This is a genomic window from Streptomyces graminofaciens (genome assembly GCF_030294945.1).
Lineage (GTDB): Bacteria > Actinomycetota > Actinomycetes > Streptomycetales > Streptomycetaceae > Streptomyces > Streptomyces graminofaciens.
On sequence record NZ_AP018448.1, the window covers coordinates 5,921,941 to 5,940,660 of the forward strand.

An 18,720-nucleotide genomic window follows, 5' to 3' on the forward strand; every position below is an offset into this window, starting at 1 on the left:
GCCCGCCATAGTGCTCATTTTCACAGGTCACCCGCCCCATGTCCCTGTACGATGAAGGCGCACTTGATCGAACCAACTCTGTCTGAAGCAGAGCTGGCGCGAACGTATGGCGGCCGGGACGCCCTTTTCGAAGGGGCGCCGGCATCTACCGCAGTAGCGCAAGAGGACAGCTCTCGGCGCCCCCCGCACGGGCGCGCTACCAGGCGGCAGAAAGGCACGGGCCGTGGCATCCACGGTCACCTCCGACACGTCCCGCCCGGGATACGGGCAACTGCTGCGCACGCGCGGCGCCTGGACGTTCCTGCTCCCCGGCTTCGCCGCGCGCCAGCCGTTCGCGATGCTGACGATCTCCCTCGTGCTGCTCGTCCAGCACACCACCGGCTCGTACGGGGCGGCCGGCGCCGTCGCCGCCGTGACCGGTGTCTCGATGGCGCTGTTCGCGCCGTACAGCGGCCGTCTGGCGGACCGCCACGGCCAGCGGGCCGTCCTGATCCCCGGGATCCTCGTCCACGGCGTCGCGGGCCTCTCCCTGACCACGCTTGCGCTGATGGACGCCCCTCTGTGGGCGCTGTTCGCCGCCGCCGTGCCGACCGGGGCCTCGGTGCCGCAGATCGGGCCCATGGTCCGCGCCCGCTGGGGAGTGAGGCTCCAGGGCTCGCCCCTGATGACCACCGCGGCGGCCTTCGAGTCCGTCACCGACGAGCTGACCTTCGTGCTCGGCCCGCTGGTGGCGACCGCGCTGTGCACCACCGTGCACCCGGCCGCGGGCCTGGTCACGGAGGCCTCGCTGACACTGGTCGGCGGTCTGCTGTTCGCCGCGCAGAAGAGCACGCAGCCCGTGGTGGCCACCGCGCCGCACGCGCGCGTGGAGCACGCTCCCGCCCTCTCGGTCCCCGGGGTGCGCGTTCTGATCGCCACCTTCCTCGGCATCGGCGCGGTCTTCGGCGGTATGCAGGTCTCACTCGCCGCGTTCTCCGAGTCGATCGGCGAGCCCGGCATGAACGGCGTCCTGTACGGCGTCTTCGCGGCCGGCAACATGCTCTCGGGCATCGTCTGCGGCGCGATCGCCTGGAAGGTGGCCCCACAGCGGCGCCTGATCGTCGGCTACACGGCACTCGCGCTCGTGGCCTCCGCCCTGTGGACCGCCGACTCGGTGCTCGTCCTCGCCACGCTCGGCCTGCTGGTAGGCATGTGCATCGCGCCCACCCTGATCACCGGCTACACACTGGTCGACTCCCTGGTCCCCGCCGGCGCCCGCACGGAGGCCTTCACCTGGCTCACCGGCGCGGTCGCCCTCGGTCAGGCGGCCGCCGTGACGGTCGCCGGACAGCTGGAGGACCGGCTGTGGGACGGCGCCGGGTTCCTGGTGCCGATGGCCGGTACGGCACTGGCGCTGGCGACCCTGGTGGCGCTGCGCGGGCGGCTGGCGCCGCGGCGCGTGACCCGCATGGTCACCCGCCACGCGGCCCGTCGCGAACCTGTCGCGATCGGTGAGATGTGACCTGTGACTTCTCCGTGGAACGGGTCACTGTGAATCCACCGCTCACACGGCTTCCCACTTGCGCCAGAAGGCTCTCGTGGGGGTCAAGCCCCGACCGCCGCCCGTGGCAGGTGACGTGCGTTACTCCATTCGTTGGCGGCACGGGTTAACATGGACGATCGTTAGCACTCAACGAGTGAGAGTGCCAGGAGGAAGAACCAGTGCCGACGTACCAGTACCAGTGCACCGAATGCGGTGAGGGCCTCGAAGCGGTGCAGAAGTTCACCGACGACGCCCTGACCGAGTGCCCCAGCTGCAATGGCCGCCTCAAGAAGGTGTTCTCCGCGGTCGGCATCGTCTTCAAGGGCTCCGGCTTCTATCGGAACGACAGCCGTGGCTCGTCGTCGAGCAGCAGCCCGGCGTCGTCGAAGCCGGCGTCGTCGTCCTCGGACGCGAAGTCCTCGACTTCGTCGACGTCGTCCTCGTCGTCCTCGTCCGACTCGAAGTCGTCGTCCTCGGGCTCTTCCTCCACGAGCAGCAGCTCGGCCGCGTAGCCACTCCGTCAGCCACCCCGTTCAGGGACTCTGTCGTCTTCAGGCGACGGGGTCTTTGGCGTCTCCCGGGGCCGGTCGGTGTTCCGCCGGGGCCGGGTGTCGTTCCGCCAATGCGCGGGCGGTGTTCGCGGAGGCCCGGCTAGGGTGCGGGCATGGCGAACACGGAGCAGGTGGAGCGGGTGGCCCAGGCGGGTTCCGGGGCCTCGGCGGGGTCGGCCGAGATCGGTGTCATCGGTGGTTCGGGGTTCTACTCCTTCCTCGACGACGTGACCGAGATACAGGTGGACACCCCGTACGGTCCGCCCAGCGACTCCCTCTTCCTCGGCGAGATCGCCGGGCGCCGGGTGGCCTTCCTCCCCCGACACGGCCGTGGCCACCATCTGCCGCCGCACCGCATCAACTACCGCGCCAACCTGTGGGCACTGCGCTCGGTCGGGGCACGCCAGGTGCTCGCCCCGTGCGCGGTGGGCGGGCTGCGCCCGGAGTACGGCCCGGGAACCCTTCTCGTACCGGACCAGCTGGTGGACCGTACGCAGTCACGGGCGCAGACGTACTTCGACGGTCTGCCGAGGCCCGACGGCACCGTCCCCAATGTCGTCCACGTCTCGCTGGCCGACCCGTACTGCCCCGTCGGCCGCAAGGCCGCCCTGGAGGCCGCGCGCGGCAGGGACTGGGAGCCGGTGGACGGGGGCACCCTGGTCGTCATCGAGGGGCCCCGGTTCTCGACCCGCGCCGAATCGCTGTGGTACCGGGGCCAGGGCTGGTCCGTGATCGGCATGACCGGGCATCCCGAGGCGATCCTCGCCCGCGAACTGGAGCTCTGCTACACCTCGTTGACCCTCGTGACCGACCTCGACGCGGGCGCCGAGACCGGGGAGGGCGTCTCGCACGAGGAGGTCCTGCAGGTCTTCGCGGCGAACGTCGACCGCCTGCGCGGCGTCCTCTTCGACGCGGTCGCCGCGCTCCCTCCCGCCGACGCCCCACGGGACTGCCTGTGCGCGAAGGCGCTGGGCGGGATGGATCCGGGGTTCGCGCTGCCGTAGGGGCCGGGGGCATCACCCCGTCCGGAACCCACCCCGCCTCGGGCGCCCTCAGGCGCCCTCAGCCCGTCCGGCGTTTGAGGACGAGGCCGCAAGGCCAACACCCCACCCCCACCCCAGACGATCCACCCGCCCCAGGCCCCTCAGCCCGTCCGGCGTTTGAGGACGAGGCCGTTCAGGCCGACAGCGGGGGTCTGGGGGCTGCCGCCCCCAGGGGACGGGATCGGGTAGGGGCGGCGGGGGCGGAATTCGTCGTTCGAGTGGCGAGGTTTTCCACAACCGGCCAGTAGTCCACGGCCTCCAGCACGATCCGCCGCACCCCCTCATCGTGGGACCGCAAGCCGATCTCACGCACCAGGTGGTGGTCCTCATGTCCCTCTCTCCCGCGCACGTCCCCTCCTACGCACCCTCAGCACGTCGCACCCCGTCCTGGGCCGCCGGCCCACCCGGCACCGACACCCCTCCCACCTCCGAGGTACCGCACTTCGCCCCCTTACGGGTACAAGGCGGAGCCCACCGGCTGCGACGGCTCGTCCGATGCCGGAGGCGAGCCGTGGCCGCAGGCCTGGCGGTGATCGCGACGGCACTGCTGGCGGCGGGCGCGGGGCCGGGTGACGCGGAACGGGTCCGGGGCCACCCGGTGGCCGACCCGCTCCCCGAGCGCCGCACCGTCGAGATGGTGGCGGCACCAGTACGCATCGCCGACGGCGCGACGGTACGGCTGCTGCGCCCCGGCGACCGCGTCGACGTGATCGCGGCCGGCGAGTCCACGCCGGGTGGCGGCGAGGCGAGGGTGGTCGCACGCGGGGCCCGGGTGTCCGACGTCCCGCGCGCGAGCGCCACGGAGAGCGGCGCGCTGGTCGTCCTGTCCGTACCCCGGCCCACAGCGGCCCGGCTGGCCGGCGCGGGCGCCACCGCGCGTCTGGCGGTGACGCTGTGCTGACCTCACCAGGCCGCCCCCGCAGGGCAGTTGCGCTCGCGGGGTCTCCAAGTCCTTCATCAGGGGGACCCCCTTGGACACATCGACCATGCTCTGACGTAGTTTGCGGAGTCGTTTGTTCCGCAGCTTGCGCAGAGAGGCCTCGTGGTGATCGAGAAGAAGAAGCCGAACATCCTGGAGGGCTTCAAGGCCTTCCTGATGCGGGGGAACGTCGTCGACCTGGCCGTGGCCGTGGTCATCGGCGCGGCCTTCACGAACATCGTGAACTCAGTGGTGAAGGGGGTCATCAACCCACTGGTCGGCGCGATCGGCACCAAGAACCTCGACAGCTACAGCTCCTGTCTGCAGCACCCGTGCGAGGTGGCCCCGGACGGCACGGTGACAAAGGGCGTCCCGATCCTGTGGGGCTCGGTGCTGGGCGCCACGCTGACCTTCGTCATCACCGCGGCCGTCGTGTACTTCCTGATGGTCCTGCCGATGTCGAAGTACCTGGCCCGCCAGGAGGCCCGCCGGAAGGCGAAGGAAGGCACCCAGGAGGTCATCGAGCTGACCGAGCTGGAGGTCCTGAAGGAGATCCGCGACGCCCTGGTGGCCCAGCGAGGCTCGGGCCACGACCGCGAGTAGCCGAGCGACTCACAGCGGCCGCCCGAGAATGCCGGGCATGGTGGAGGCGGTGGTGTTCGAGCCGGCCGCCTCAGATGTGGTGCGGCGGCTTCTCGTCGAGGAAGCGCTTCAGGTCGGCCGCGCTGTCGCTGTCACCGCCGGGCCGCTCGCCCCACCCGTGGTCGGTGTCGTCGGAGGACGGCCGGCTCAGCGGGTCGTCGAAGACCAGCGCGGCCTTGGGGTCACGCGGCTCGGGTGCGGGAGCGGTACTCATGCCTCCAGAGTACGGCCCCGCGGACAGCCGTCGCCCGGCACCGACCGGATCCCTCTGCTCCACCGAAGAGGGCGGCACCACGCCGCGAACCGGGCCTCGCGGCCCCGGCCACCAGGTACGACCGGCCCCGCCCCTCAAGCGCGCCTGTGAACACCTGCGCGAGAATTCCGTCAGGTTTTCTGGTGTGCTTGGCCCCATGACGCCCAGTTCCCCACCGCCTCCTCCCTCCCCGGGGCCACACACCCGTCCGACACCCCTCCCCGGCGGTGGGCCGCTCCGCAAACTGGTCTCGCGGGGACGCGGTGAGGAGCACCGGGTCGCCTCACCCCTGGAGCTCTTCTTCGACCTGTGCTTCGTCGTCGCCGTCGCCCAGGCCGGCGTCCAGCTGGTGCACTCCGTCGCCGAGGCGCACGCGGCCGAGGGCATCCTCAACTACGCGATGGTCTTCTTCGCGATCTGGTGGGCCTGGATGAACTTCACCTGGTTCGCCTCGGCCTACGACAACGACGACGTGCTCTACCGGATCGTGACCCTCGTCCAGATAGCCGGTGTGCTGGTGCTGGCAGCCGGCGTAAGCCGGGCCTTCGAGGAGCACGACTTCCTGCTGGTCTGGCTCGGCTACGTGATCATGCGCCTGGCGATGGTCTCGCAGTGGCTGCGGGCCGCGCGGTCCGCGCGGGGCGGGGAGCGCGTCATGGCGCTGCGGTACGCGGTCGGCGTGCTGCTCTGCCAGATCGGCTGGGTGGGGCTGCTGGTCCTGCCTGAGACTGGCCGGCCCTGGCTGTTCCTGGTGATGGCGATCGTCGAACTGTGCGTCCCGGTGTACGCGGAGAAGGACCACACCACCTCCTGGCATCCGCATCACATCGCCGAGCGGTACGGCCTGTTCACGATCATCGTGCTGGGCGAGACGATCCTGGCGGCCACGGTCGCGGTGAAGTCGGCCGTGGCCGAGAACGACGCGCTGGGCGAGCTGCTGCCGATCGCGGTGGGCGGGTTGCTGATCGTGTTCTCGGCGTGGTGGATCTACTTCGTCGTACCGATCCACGGTCATCTGCGCTCCAGCAAGGAGAGCTTCCTGTGGGGTTACGGCCACTATCTGATCTTCGCCTCGGCAGCCGCGATCGGCGCCGGTCTGGAGGTCTCGGTGGAACAGGCCGTCCACAAGGCGCACATCTCCACGCTGGCCGCGTCCGCCGCGGTGACCCTGCCGACGGCGCTCTATCTCCTCAGCGTGTGGGTGCTGCACGCCCGCCACTACAAGGTGGGCACGCTCCAGCAGGCCGTTCTGCCGACCTCCGCGCTGGTGGTGATCGCCTGCACGTTCCTGGGCCACTGGGCGGTGCTCGCGGCGGGCCTGGCGCTGACGGCGACGGTGGCGACCGGCACGACGCTCACCGCCCGCATGGTCCAGAGGGAAGAGGGAGCGGAGAAGGAGGCGACAGCAGCCGATTGACGCCCCCGCAGGCAGCCAAGGCTCACAGTGCCCCCGGGTGCTCTGGACGCTCCCGATGCCACAGCCACCCGCACGGATCACACTGACCCCATGACAGTCACAGTCGACGCTCTGACAGATGTCGCCGGCCTCCGGGTCGGCCACGCCACCCGGACCGGCGCGGGCTGGCTCACCGGCACCACGGTCGTGCTCGCCCCCGAGGGCGGCGCGGTCGCGGCCGTGGATGTGCGCGGCGGCGGCCCCGGCACCAAGGAGACGGACGCGCTCGACCCGCGGAACCTGGTGCAGAAGGTCGAGGCGGTCGTGCTGACCGGGGGCAGCGCGTACGGGCTGGACTCGGCGTCGGGGGTGATGGCCTGGCTGGAGGAGCGCGGGCGCGGGGTTCGGGTCGGACCCGATCCGGCGCATGTCGTCCCGGTCGTACCGGCGGCCTGTGTCTTCGACCTGGGCCGTGGCGGCGACTTCCGGGCCAGGCCGGACGCGGCCACCGGCCGGGCCGCGGTCGAGGCAGCCGCCGCGAGCGGGCCGGGCGCCCCGGTCGAGGAGGGGTGTGTGGGCGCCGGTACGGGGGCGGTCGCGGGGCAGTTCAAGGGCGGCGTCGGCACCGCGAGCACCGTGCTCGACTCGGGGATCACGGTGGCGGCTCTGGTGGTGGTCAACGCACGGGGTTCGGTGGTGGATCCGGAGACGGGGGTGTTGTACGGGGAACTGTTCCAGGGCCGGGCGGCGTATCCGGCGGCCGAGGTGCACGAGGCCGCGAGGCGACGCCTCACCGAGGCCGCCGCGAAGAACACCGCGCCCTCGCTGAACACCACGCTGGCCGTGGTCGCCACCGACGCGGACATAACCCGCGCCCAGGCCCAGAAACTCGCCGGCACCGCACACGACGGCATCGCCCGGGCCGTACGCCCCGTGCATCTGCTCAACGACGGGGACACGGTGTTCACCCTGGCGACCGCGGCCAGACCGCTGGCATCAAAAAACCCGCTGGCCCTGAACGAACTCCTCGCGGCGGGCGCCGACTTGGTGACGCGGGCGATCGTACGGGCGGTGCGGGCGGCCGAGTCGGCGGAGGGTCCGGACGGGGTGTGGCCGTCGTACAGGGAGTTGTACGGCTAGGGCGTGTTTCGAAAGTCCCGTCTGCCCCGCGACGCCTGGCACGGCACCTCGCCGCGTTGTCGGGATCGTCCGCGTACACCCAGTACGCGGACGACCCTCCGCCTTGCGATGCACCGCACCAGACGCTGCGGGCCCCGCCCTCCGGGCGGACGACGCCACTTTCGAAACACGCCCTAGGGCCGGCGGAACTGCTCGTCCGGTTCCTCCCTTCGCTCCAGCACGCCGGCCGCGGCGAGTTGGAGGAGCACCTCGTGCAGGGCGTTCCCCAGCGGGTTGTCCGTCCAGAACACGTGCTTGGTCTCGGGGAACGTCTCGGACGCGTCGAAGATGCCCAGCGAGCGCCCCACCAGGAAGGCGGCGCCGTCCCAGTCCGTCCAGTCGGCCAAGCCCTCGGAAAGATCCATGAGGTGATCCTGGCAGCACCCGCGGCGAACGAGAACGATGAGTGCGCTGGGCGGCTGGCTCAATGGCAGGTTCTTCGAACTGGGCGTCGTGCCGCCACGCTGCAGCACACCGTGAGTGTCTTCCCGCCGCCGGCCGCCGTCGCCGTGCCCCTGTCTCGGCGGTGACCGTGGCGACGGCCGAGGAGTAGACGGCCGGGAAGCAGACCGAACGGGGAGCAGGCTGCGCGGCAGCGGCCGGCACCACCCGGGCCCCGGTCGGCAATTGTCCCGGTTCTGTCACGTGATGCCCTGAGCCGTGGCCGGCGGGAACCCTCTCGGGCACGGCTCACTCTTCCCCGACGTAAGGGAGCGGATCGCATAGATCACCTGGACGCGTAGAAGTTGGAGCAGATCGTGACGAGGCCGAAGATTGCGGTACGGCGGGCGACGGTGGCCTGCGCTGTCCTGGTGGTCGGTGCGCTGACCCTCACCGGCTGCGGCGGTGACGCCAAGGCCGACAACAGGAGCGGTGGCAAGGGGCAGTCCGCCAAGGACTCGGCGGCGACGATCACGATCTCGGCGAAGGACGGTTCGACGGGCGCGTCCATCAACACCACCGGGGTGAAGGTCGGCGGCGGCAAGCTGACCGAGGTGAAGATGACCGCGACCGAGAGCGGCACGGCCGTACCCGGTGAGATAGCGGCGGACGGGCGGTCCTGGAAGCCGAAGGAGCAGCTGGAGCGCGGTACGAAGTACCAGATCTCGGCCACCGCGAAGAACCCCGACGGCAAGACGTCGGCGGCCAATTCCATCTTCACCACCGTCTCGACGGCCAACAGCTTCATCGGGACGTACACCCCCGACAACGGCACCACGGTCGGCGTCGGCATGCCCGTGTCGTTCACCTTCGACAAGGCGATCACCGACAAGAAGGCCGTGAAGTCGCACATCACGGTGACGTCGAGCAGCGGTCAGGAGGTGGTCGGGCACTGGTTCGGGGAGCAGCGGCTCGACTTCCGGCCCGAGGAGTACTGGAAGGCCGGCTCCAAGGTCACGATGAAGATCGATCTGGACGGCGTGGAGGGCGCGAACGGCCTCTACGGCGTGCAGGACAAGACGGTCACCTTCACGGTCGGGCGCTCGCAGGTCTCCACGGTCGACGTCAACACGCAGACCATGACGGTCGTACGGGACGGCAAGACCATCAAGACCGTGCCGATCTCGGCCGGAAGCGAGCAGAACCCGACGTACAACGGGCAGATGGTGATCTCGGAGAAGTTCAAGCAGACGCGGATGAACGGGTCGACGGTCGGCTTCGGCGGTGAGTACGACATCGCGGACGTGCCGAACGCGATGCGACTGACCACATCGGGCACCTTCATCCACGGCAACTACTGGTACAACAGGTCGAATCCGCCCTTCGGACAGCAGGGCACAAGCCACGGCTGCGTCGGACTCGCGGACGTCCAGGGCGCCAACGGCGACACGATCGCCAAGTGGTTCTTCGACAACTCCCTCGTCGGCGATGTGGTGATCGTCAAGAACTCCCCCGACGACACGGTCTCCCCGGACAACGGCCTCAACGGCTGGAACCTGTCGTGGAGCGCCTGGCAGCAAGGCTGACAAGGGTTTGCGGAAGACTGACAAGCGGGTTTGCGGGGCAGGACTCCGAGAGTTCATCGGGCCGCGCGGGAACGAATCGCGCGGCCCGAGCGTTCAAGGGGCGTACGTTTTCTCGGTTCCCGGACATGATGTCCGACCGAGGGGCTACGGTATGCACCCACAAGGTGACATGCAGCAACGCCGGGAGAAACCTTGAGCGTTCCGTACGAGACGGCAGCGTACGAGCCACCCGAGTCGCCCGAGTCTCCGGAGGAGCACCTCGCGCGACTCCTCGGCCGCGCCCTGAACTCCTTCGAACTTCCTGACGAGACCATACGGCAGCTCGACTGCGCGCTGGCGCACGACAGCTCGCTGCACTCCGCGCACTACAGCTCAGGGCTGCACCGGGCGACGTACCGCCACACCTGGCTCCTCGTGGACGGCTCCGCGCTCACCCTGTGGGAGCTGGTGCACAACACGGCCCTCGGCAGTGACACCCAGCACGAGGTGTACACGGACCAGGAGGAGCTGCGCGCCGCCACCGCACGGCTTCCACTGCCGCCGGACACGCCCGACTTCGAACTGCCGCCCATGGTGGAGCTGGCCGCGTTCCCCGAGCCCCGCCATGAGTACGTGCCGGATGACTCGGCGGACCACGCCCGTCGGCTGCTGCGCCGCGCGGAGAACCCCGACCCTCCCGACGGAGAGCTGGCCACTCTGCTGCTGCGGACCGCGTTCGCACACGAGATCACCCAGGCCTTCGGCCGTCCGAACCGCCCCCCAGGGGGCGGCCGCCCCGGGATGAGCTTCTCGCTCTACGAACACGCGTTCCTGCTCAGCGACGGACGGGAGATCTCCCTGTGGGAGGTCGAGCACACGGCCACGCCGGACGGGCGCCACATGTGCGAGGTGTATGTGACGGAGGACGCGGCCCGGGACGCGATGGAGCGGCGGGCCGGGAGTGTCGGGTAACCGCCGGAGTGTTGGAGGGCGCCTACGTCTCCTACAGCCGGTCGTCGCTGAGGCGGCGGGCCAGGAGGGCGAAGGTGTCCTGCTCCGCCGGGGTCAGTTCCACATGTTCGACGTGCGGGCCCTTCCGGCGCGGATGGGGCAGGGCGCGCAGGCCCCCGCCCCGGCGGCGGGCCATCGCGACGAACCGGCCGCGGTGCACCTCACGATCGCGGCGCAGGACACGGACCAGCACGGCGACCCAGATGACCGCCGCCAGGGCGAGGGCGACCACGCCCACCAGCTGGAGGATCGACACGTGCTCAGGCATGCCGTCCAGTAGACACCACCGGACGGGACTTTGAGCCCGGATCGTGACGTATCTCGCAGGTACGGCGTACAACTCACAGGGGTTGTAAAGGTAATCAAGGGGGCGCGGGGGGCGCTGTTCCAGGCGTGCGGTCACACTCGTACGCGGAGGTGCGCAGGGGCGCGTACGCGAGGGTGCGCGGGGGCGCGTACGCGGAGGTGAGCGGGAACGCGTACGCGGGCGGAGGCTTGCGGGAACGCGTACGGCCGCAGTCCCTCGGGGAGGGGCTGCGGCCGTCGTACGGTCATGGGGGCGGGGTCAGGGCGTGACCTGACCGGTCCGCGCGGTCGGGGGCGTTCAGGCCGCGACCGGCTCCTTCTTCTCGGCCTTGGCGGCGGGCGCCGACTCGGCCGCCGCGCCGTCGGGCTGGGTCTTGCGCATGCCCTTCAGGACGATGACCAGGCCGGCCGTGACCGCCGTACCGATGGCGATGGCCAGCAGGTACAGGACGGGCTTGCCGATCAGCAGGGTGACCCAGACACCGCCGTGCGGGGCACGCAGGGTCGAGCCGAACGCCATGGTCAGCGCGCCGGTGACCGCGCCGCCCGCCATGGAGGCCGGGATGACCCTCAGCGGGTCGGCGGCGGCGAACGGGATCGCGCCCTCGGAGATGAAGGAGGCGCCGAGCACCCAGGCCGCCTTGCCGTTCTCGCGCTCGGCGGTGGTGAACAGCTTCTTGCGGATCGTGGTGGCCAGGGCCATACCCAGCGGCGGGACCATACCGGCGGCCATCACCGCGGCCATGATCTTCATCGCGGAGTCGCTCGGGTCCTGCACGGCGATACCGGCGGTGGCGAAGGCGTACGCGACCTTGTTGACCGGTCCGCCCAGGTCGAAGCACATCATCAGGCCGAGGAGGACGCCGAGCAGGATCGCGTTGCTGCCGGAGAGGCCGCTCAGCCAGTCCGTCATGCCCTTCTGGGCCTCGGCGATGGGCTTGCCGATCACCACCAGCATCAGGAAGCCGACGATCATCGACGAGACGAGCGGGATCACGACCACCGGCATGATGCCGCGCAGCACGGGCGGGATCTTGATCCGCTGGATGGCGAGGACCACCGAGCCCGCGATCAGACCGGCGGCCAGGCCACCGAGGAAACCGGCGTTGATGTTGGCGGCGATCATGCCGCCGACGAAGCCCGGGACGAGACCCGGCCGGTCCGCCATGCCGTACGCGATGTAACCGGCGAGGACGGGGATCAGGAAGCCGAAGGCGACGGCGCCGATCTGGAACAGCAAGGCCGCCCAGCTGTCGACCTGGAGCCAGTCGAAGTGCTCGGTGACCGGTTTGGCCTTGTTGATCTCCCAGCCACCGATCGCGAAGCCGAGGGCGATGAGAAGGCCGCCGGCCGCGACGAACGGGACCATGTAGCTGACGCCGGACATCAGCCACTTGCGCAGCTTGGTGCCGTAGCCCTCGCCGGGCTCGCCCGCGCGTTCGACGGGCGAGCCGGGGCGGGCGGCGGCCGTGACCTCGCCGCGCTCGGCCTTGCCGCGGACCTCGGCGATCAGCTCGGCGGGGCGGTTGATGCCCGCCTTCACGCCGACGTCGACGGTCGGCTTCCCGGCGAACCGGTCCTTCTCGCGTACGGGCACGTCGTGGGCGAAGATCACGCCGTCGGCGGCGGCGATGACCGCCGGGTCGAGCCGGGTGAAGCCGGCCGAGCCCTGCGTCTCGACGACGATCTCGACGTCACCGGCGTCCCGGCCCGCGTTCTCCAGCGACTCGGCAGCCATGTAGGTGTGCGCGATGCCGGTGGGGCACGAGGTGACGGCGACGATATGGAAGGGGCGGCTCGCGTCGGAGGCGGGCTCGTCCGTGGCTTCCGGCGCCGAGGCCTCGGCCGCGTTCGTGCTGACCGCGGCGGCGTCGGGGGAGGCCGTTCCGCCCGACGCCGCCGCGGAGTCTGTGGTGCCCTCGGTCACGTCCTCGCCCCGGATGAGCGCGGCGGCGCGGGCCGCGTCGTCCACCGCGCGCAGCGCGTCCGTGAACTCGGCGTTCATCAGCTGGCGGGCGAGGGAGGACAGGATCGTGAGGTGCGCGTCGTCCGCGCCCGCCGGAGCGGCGATCAGGAAGATCAGGTCGGCCGGACCGTCGGCCGCGCCGAAGTCGATACCGGCCGCACTGCGCCCGAAGGCGAGGGTCGGCTCGGTGACGTGCTCACTGCGGCAGTGCGGGATGCCGATACCGCCGTCGAGACCGGTCGGCATCTGGGCCTCGCGTGCCGCCACATCGGCGAGGAAACCGTCCAGGTCGATGACCCGGCCCTTGGCCACCATGCGCTCGGCGAGGGCACGTGCCGCCGCTTCCTTGTTGTCGGCGGACAGGTCGAGGTCGACCAGGTCCGCGGTGATCATCTCGCTCATCGCGGGCTCCTTCGCACGCGTATCGCCCGGGGGGTGCGGTGGGCGGGGGTGGGGACGGAAGTGTGGGGGGCGCGGGCCATGGGGGCCGGCGCGGGGAGAAGCGGGGCGGAGGCGGGGCGGGGAGAGCCCCGCCTGCCCTTGGCTGCGGCGGATAAGGGGAGGTATCGCCGCTTCGGGGCCGGCTCCGCTGGGGAAGGTGATGCAAAACGAAGGTTCGTTCGCGGACTCGCGAGCGCAGCGCCGCCGAGCCGGGCAAAACGAAGGTTCGTTCGCGAGACTCCGGCTCTGACCCCGGCCCTGACCCCGGCCCTAACCCCGGCCCTGACCTCAGCCCCGCTATCACCCCCGGCCCCGCTACCGACCCCCACGCCAACCCCATCCGCAAAACGAACGTTCGTTCCCGACTCCTCGCTCACAACACCGCCTCCCGCAGTTCCCGATCCACCGGCACCTCAGCCGTGACCGTCACTGCGGCCAGGTCCAGGTCCTGCGGGGCCGGCATGACGCTGCCCGGCAGTTGGACGGCAGCCGCGCCGTGGGCCACGGCTGAGGCGAGGGCCTCGGGGCCGTTGCCGCCGGCGATCAGGAAGCCGGCGAGGGAGGAGTCGCCGGCGCCGACGTTGCTGCGTACGGTGCCGACGCGTGCGCTGCCGAACCAGGCGCCCGAGGCGTCGACGAGGATCTGGCCGTCGGCGCCGAGGCTGGCGAGCACGGCGGCGGCGCCCATCTCCCGCAGTTCCTCCGCGGCCTTGACCGCGTCGCCGACGGTGGCGAGCGGGCGGCCCACGGCTTCGGCCAGTTCCTCGGCGTTGGGCTTCACCACGTCCGGGCGTTCCCGGAGAGCGGCCAGCAGGGCCGGGCCCGAGGTGTCCAGTGCGATCCGCGTGCCCGAGGCGTGGGCGCGGGCGACGAGTTCGGCGTACCAGGACGGGGCGAGTCCGCGCGGGAGGCTGCCGCAGCAGGCGATCCAGGAGGCGTCGGCGGACTGGGCGCGCACGGTCTCGAGGAGGAGTTCCTGTTCGGCGGCGGACAGTTCGGGGCCCGGTGCGTTGATCTTCGTCAGGACGCCGTCGGCCTCGGCGAGCGCGATGTTGGATCGGGTGGCCCCGGCCACCGGCACCCGTGCGACCTCGATGCCCTGCGCGTCGAGCAGGTCCGCGACCAGCGCGCCCGGTGCCCCGCCCAGCGGCAGTACGGCCACGGTCCGGCGGCCGGCGGCGGCGACCGCCCGCGAGACGTTGACGCCCTTGCCGCCCGGGTCCATGCGTTCGCCGGTGGCCCGGATGACCTCGCCGCGGTCGAGGGAGGGGACCTCGTAGGTGCGGTCGAGGGAGGGGTTCGGGGTGACGGTGAGGATCATCGGCGGTCTTTCCGGCCGGTGGTCCGGCCCGCGGCGGAGCCGCTGATGGGTTCAGTGCCCGGGACCCGCAGCACTTCCGTGCCGCCGCGTTCGATCGCGGTGGCGTCTTCGGGGCTCAGCCCGCTGTCGGTGATCAGCAGGTCGATGTCGCTCAGGTCGCCGAAGCGGGCGAAGTGCTCCTGGCCGTGCTTGGCGGAGTCGGCGAGCAGCACCACACGGCGGGCCGCGGCCATCGCCGCGCGCTTCACGGCGGCCTCGGCAAGGTCAGGAGTGGTGAGGCCATGGTCGACGGAAAAACCGTTCGCCGCCACGAAAAGCACATCAGCGCGGATTTCGCTGTAGGCCCTGAGGGCCCAGGCGTCGACGGCCGCGCGCGTACGGTGGCGGACTCGGCCGCCGACCAGGTGGAGCTGGATGCCCGGGTGGTCGGCGAGGCGGGCCGCGATCGGCAGGCTGTGGGTGACGGCGGTGAGCGTGGCCTCCAGCGGGATGGCGGCGGCGAGGCGCGCGACCGTCGTACCGGCGTCGAGGACGACCGTGCCGTCGGTGGGCAGTTCGGCGAGGGCGGCGTGGGCGATGCGGTCCTTCTCGTCGGCCGCGGTGCCCTCGCGCTCGGCGAGGTCGGGCTCGAAGTCCAGTCGCCCGGCCGGGATCGCGCCGCCGTGCACCCGCTGGACGAGACCTGCCCGGTCCAGGGCCTTCAGGTCGCGCCGGATGGTCTCCGCGGTGACCTGGAACTCCTCCGCCAGCGACACCACGTCCACCCGGCCGCCGTCACGGGCGAGCCGGAGGATCTCCTGCTGCCGCTCCGGTGCGTACATGTCCGTTCGCCTCCGACCGATGCCCGATTCTGTGGTTTCGGCTGGAGGCTACGCCCGGATTTCCAAAAAGTAAACAGGTTCGGGCATTACTCAGACATAAACGGGCCCAGGGAGAGAAACGGCGGGCCCGGCACCCCTGTCATCCCAGGTGCCGGGCCCGTCCGTTACCACCCCTCCGCACACGAGCTGCCGGTCAGTGCACGAGCTGCGACTCCCGCTCGCCCTTCTCACCCTCGAACGCGTCGACGGCACCGGCCGCACCGGCCGCACCGGCCGCACCGACGGTATGAACCGTCTCCTCGCGCTCCCCGCTCTCGACCGCCCCCGCCCGCTTCGGCAGCGCGAACATCAACAGGAAGATCGCCACCATCACCAGCGCGACCCATCCCAGCGCGTACTCGAACGCGTCTACGAAGGCGGAGCCGAGTTCGGCGGGCAGGACATGGTCGGGCACCCGGCCGAAGAAGACGACGGCGACCAGGGCGAGCCCCAGCGCGTTGCCCGTCTGCTGGACCGTGCTGATCAGCCCGGACGCGGAACCGGCGTGCTCACGCGGGACCCCGGAGAGAATCGCGTCCGTCAGCGGGGCCACGATCAGACCCATGCCCAGACCCATCACGACCAGCGGGAACACCATCTGCAAGGAGGTGATGGCGAGGCCGTGGCGCGCGGACTCCGCGAGGTAGAGCAGCACGCCCGCCGCCATCAGCAGCGCGCCCGCCTGGAGGACCTTGCGGCCGAAGCGCGGGACGAGCTTCTGGACGGACAGTCCGGCGGCCGTCGAGACCGCGATGGAGAACGGGACGCCGGTCAGACCGGCCCGCATCGCGCTCCAGCCGAGGCCGTTCTGCATGTAGAGGGTCCAGACGAGGAAGAAGACGCCGAGGCCGACGCTGAAGACGGTCTGCACGGCGATGCCGGCGGCGAAGCTCTTCACCTTGAACAGGGACAGTTCGACCAGCGGGGACCCGTCGCGGACGGCCTTCCTCCGCTCGTACGCGACCAGCGCCGCGAACACCACCAGCGAGCCCGCCATGGCCACGTACCCCCACAGCGGCCAGTCCAGCTCGCGGCCGCGGATGAGCGGGTAGAGCAGCAGCATCAGGGCGAGGACGACGAGGGCCACGCCGACGAGGTCGAGCCGTAGGGCCTTCGGGGCCTTGGACTCGGAGATGAAACGGCTGCCGAGGATGAGGCCGGCGATGCCGACGGGCAGGTTGATCAGGAAGATCGCACGCCATTCGAGGCCGAAGAGGTTCCATTCGGTGAGCAGCGCGCCGAGCAGCGGCCCGGAGACCGCGGCGAGGCCGACGATCGCGCCGAAAAGGCCGAACACCTTGCCGCGTTCGTGCGCCGGGAAGGTCGCGTGCACGATCGACAGCACCTGCGGGACCATCAGCGCGGCCGTGGCGCCCTGCACGATGCGGGCGGCGACGAGCATCTCCGGGTTCGCGGCGAAGCCGCACAGCGCGGAGGCGACGGTGAAGCCGCCGATACCGATGAGGAAGATCCGCTTACGGCCGTGGATGTCGCCCAGTCGCCCGCCGGTGACGAGCCCGGCGGCGAAGGCGAGGGCGTAACCGGCGGTGATCCACTGGATCTGGCTGACGGAGGCGCCGGCGCTCCGCTGGATGGACGGGATGGCGATGTTGACGATCGTCACGTCGACCAGGTCCATGAAGGCGGCGGTCATGACGATGGCGAGTGCGAACCATCGCGCTCCGCTCGGGGAGGCCGGGTCGGGCGCCGTCGATGTGGTTGTCGTGTCGTCGCCGCGGGTGGTCCGTGGCTGGGCGCGCAGTTCCCCGTGCCCCTTCGGGGCGCGGCTGTCGGCCGGCGTTTCGCGGATGGGCTCGCTTGAGGTCATGTGTCGAAGCTAGAGGCCCATTAGGTCAGACCATGTCCTAGTCGTGCGCCATGCTGCGTCCATGACGATCGACACCCCCGCCCGGCTCCTTCAACTCCTCTCGCTCCTCCAGACGCCTCGCGAGTGGCCCGGCGGCGAACTGGCCGACCGACTGAGGGTCTCGCGTCGTACGGTCCGCCGGGACATCGACCGGCTGCGCGAGCTGGGCTACCCGGTGCAGGCGACGAAGGGCGCCGACGGCGGCTACCGGCTCGTGGCCGGAAAGGCCATGCCCCCGCTCGTGCTGGACGACGAGGAGGCGGTGGCGATCGCGGTCGGGCTGCGGGCCGGGGCCGGGCACGCGATCGAGGGCGTGGACGAGGCCTCCGTACGGGCCCTGGCCAAGCTGGAGCAGGTCCTCCCCTCCCGTCTGCGCCACCGCGTTACCACGCTCCAGGCCGCCACGACCCCGCTGACCAGCGGCGACGGCGCGACGGTCACGCCCGAGACGTTGACGGTGATGGCCTCGGCGGTGGCCGGCCACGAGCGCCTCCGCTTCGACTACCGCTCCGGCGACGGCGCCGACACCCGCCGCCACTGCGAGCCGTACCGCCTCGTCTCGACCGGTCGCCGCTGGTACCTCGTCGCATACGACCTCGACCGCGCCGACTGGCGCACCTTCCGTGTCGACCGGGTGGCCGCCCCGTCCGCCACGGGCGCCCGGTTCGCGCCGCGCGAGCTGCCGAAGGGGGGCGCGGAGGAGTATCTGAAGCAGTCGATGTACCGGAGGGGGCAGGACACGTACACGTTCGACGTCACCTTCGCCGCGTCGGCGGCCTTCATGGCGACCCGGATTCCGGCCTGGCTGGGTCCGCCCGCCCCCGTCGACGAGCACAGCTGCCGGCTGCGGGCCACCGCGAGCGAGTCGGTGGAGTGGCTGGCGGTACGGCTGGCCATGGCGGGCTGCGAATTCACGGTGCACGAGCCGCCGGAACTGATCGAGTACGTGAGGGAGTTGGGGGCGAAGCTGACGCGGGCGGCGGGTGGGGCGGCCGAATAGAGCCGCTGTCGAACGCGGAGTCGGGCTCCGGGCCGAACGTGGAGTCGGGCTCCGGCGCCGGGGGGAGGGCGCCGAAGCCCGACTCGGGGAGAGTCCCGGCGCTGGGGGGATAGCGTCGGGACTTGGCTTCGGTGGGGCCGGCGAGGGCGCGACCCGGAAGGTGCTGTCGTAACGAAACGGAAAGGAACGGGACGGAACGAGGCTGGGCTGGGCTGATACGTCGTCGTACGGCTGCACAAACTGTGGCATGGCGCCCCGACGCCCTCTTCGAACTCCGGGTCCCGGGCCTCTCGGCTCCGGGCCCGGTGGAATCATGGGCCCGGAAGTGTTGTGCCCCCGGAGCGCGGGGTTGAAGCGGCGTAGTACGGCCAACCTGTGGACGTACCGTGCCCGGGTTGTGGCTGATGTGCGACGGTTCGCGTGCCGTGCGAGCGTCCACGTGGAAGGTGGTCTGGTCGGTCGTCGGGACGACCGTCGGTCGGCCCGGGGGCCGGTCG

Annotated in this window: 17 protein-coding genes; 10 read left to right on the forward strand and 7 right to left on the reverse strand. The window is 71.1% G+C overall.

Translation table 11 applies throughout. The features are described from left to right. Positions 1-223 precede the first annotated feature (223 nt). From SGFS_RS25325 to mscL, 5 genes are all read left to right on the forward strand, one after another. Entirely contained in the window at positions 224-1,501 is a 1,278-nt protein-coding gene (locus SGFS_RS25325; protein WP_286253682.1) for an MFS transporter, read from the forward strand. 200 nt (positions 1,502-1,701) lie between these two features. Beyond that, positions 1,702-2,034 carry an FmdB family zinc ribbon protein gene (locus tag SGFS_RS25330; RefSeq protein WP_286253683.1) on the forward strand — a complete coding sequence of 111 codons (333 nt, stop codon included), beginning with the start codon at positions 1,702-1,704 and terminating at the stop codon, positions 2,032-2,034. Positions 2,035-2,186: 152 nt separating this feature from the next. Next, positions 2,187-3,077 carry an S-methyl-5'-thioadenosine phosphorylase gene (locus tag SGFS_RS25335; protein ID WP_286253684.1) on the forward strand — a complete coding sequence of 297 codons (891 nt, stop codon included), beginning with the start codon at positions 2,187-2,189 and terminating at the stop codon, positions 3,075-3,077. A gap of 367 nt (positions 3,078-3,444) precedes the next feature. Continuing rightward, a complete protein-coding gene (locus tag SGFS_RS25340; protein WP_286253685.1) occupies positions 3,445-4,017 on the forward strand; it encodes a CpaB family protein in 573 nt (190 codons plus the stop codon). A gap of 144 nt (positions 4,018-4,161) precedes the next feature. Further along, positions 4,162-4,638, forward strand: coding sequence for a large conductance mechanosensitive channel protein MscL (gene mscL, locus SGFS_RS25345; RefSeq protein ID WP_434028213.1), 477 nt, complete (start codon positions 4,162-4,164; stop codon positions 4,636-4,638). Between the two features lie 70 nt (positions 4,639-4,708). Here mscL and SGFS_RS25350 read toward each other — a convergent pair whose 3' ends face one another. Further along, a complete protein-coding gene (locus SGFS_RS25350) occupies positions 4,709-4,891 on the reverse strand; it encodes a hypothetical protein (protein WP_286253687.1) in 183 nt (60 codons plus the stop codon). A gap of 196 nt (positions 4,892-5,087) precedes the next feature. Between SGFS_RS25350 and SGFS_RS25355 the strand changes: the two genes are divergently transcribed. Continuing rightward, positions 5,088-6,347, forward strand: a complete 1,260-nt coding sequence (locus tag SGFS_RS25355) for a low temperature requirement protein A (RefSeq protein ID WP_286253688.1) — start codon at positions 5,088-5,090, stop codon at positions 6,345-6,347. Positions 6,348-6,437: 90 nt separating this feature from the next. Beyond that, a complete protein-coding gene (locus tag SGFS_RS25360; protein ID WP_286253689.1) occupies positions 6,438-7,466 on the forward strand; it encodes a P1 family peptidase in 1,029 nt (342 codons plus the stop codon). A 173-nt stretch (positions 7,467-7,639) separates the two neighbouring features. On the opposite strand, the gene SGFS_RS25365 is transcribed toward SGFS_RS25360, so the two are convergent. Further along, the gene (locus SGFS_RS25365; RefSeq protein WP_286253690.1) at positions 7,640-7,870 is read right to left on the reverse strand and encodes a hypothetical protein; all 231 of its coding nucleotides are present in this window, start codon (positions 7,868-7,870) and stop codon (positions 7,640-7,642) included. A gap of 393 nt (positions 7,871-8,263) precedes the next feature. Between SGFS_RS25365 and SGFS_RS25370 the strand changes: the two genes are divergently transcribed. Beyond that, entirely contained in the window at positions 8,264-9,472 is a 1,209-nt protein-coding gene (locus SGFS_RS25370) for a L,D-transpeptidase (RefSeq protein WP_286253691.1), read from the forward strand. 192 nt (positions 9,473-9,664) lie between these two features. Further along, a complete protein-coding gene (locus tag SGFS_RS25375) occupies positions 9,665-10,423 on the forward strand; it encodes a DUF6227 family protein (RefSeq protein ID WP_286253692.1) in 759 nt (252 codons plus the stop codon). Between the two features lie 31 nt (positions 10,424-10,454). On the opposite strand, the gene SGFS_RS25380 is transcribed toward SGFS_RS25375, so the two are convergent. From SGFS_RS25380 to SGFS_RS25400, 5 genes are all read right to left on the reverse strand, one after another. Then, a complete protein-coding gene (locus tag SGFS_RS25380; protein ID WP_286253693.1) occupies positions 10,455-10,730 on the reverse strand; it encodes a hypothetical protein in 276 nt (91 codons plus the stop codon). Positions 10,731-11,066: 336 nt separating this feature from the next. Then, a complete protein-coding gene (locus SGFS_RS25385) occupies positions 11,067-13,136 on the reverse strand; it encodes a PTS fructose transporter subunit IIABC (RefSeq protein WP_286253694.1) in 2,070 nt (689 codons plus the stop codon). Between the two features lie 412 nt (positions 13,137-13,548). Then, the gene (gene pfkB / locus SGFS_RS25390) at positions 13,549-14,496 is read right to left on the reverse strand and encodes a 1-phosphofructokinase (protein WP_286253695.1); all 948 of its coding nucleotides are present in this window, start codon (positions 14,494-14,496) and stop codon (positions 13,549-13,551) included. Beyond that, positions 14,493-15,317, reverse strand: coding sequence for a DeoR/GlpR family DNA-binding transcription regulator (locus SGFS_RS25395; protein WP_286253696.1), 825 nt, complete (start codon positions 15,315-15,317; stop codon positions 14,493-14,495). The genes pfkB and SGFS_RS25395 overlap by 4 nt, the downstream gene beginning before the upstream one ends. Positions 15,318-15,510: 193 nt before the next feature. Then, positions 15,511-17,010, reverse strand: a complete 1,500-nt coding sequence (locus SGFS_RS25400; protein WP_286260055.1) for an MFS transporter — start codon at positions 17,008-17,010, stop codon at positions 15,511-15,513. Between the two features lie 235 nt (positions 17,011-17,245). Between SGFS_RS25400 and SGFS_RS25405 the strand changes: the two genes are divergently transcribed. Next, entirely contained in the window at positions 17,246-18,223 is a 978-nt protein-coding gene (locus SGFS_RS25405) for a helix-turn-helix transcriptional regulator (RefSeq protein ID WP_286253697.1), read from the forward strand. Positions 18,224-18,720: the final 497 nt, after the last annotated feature.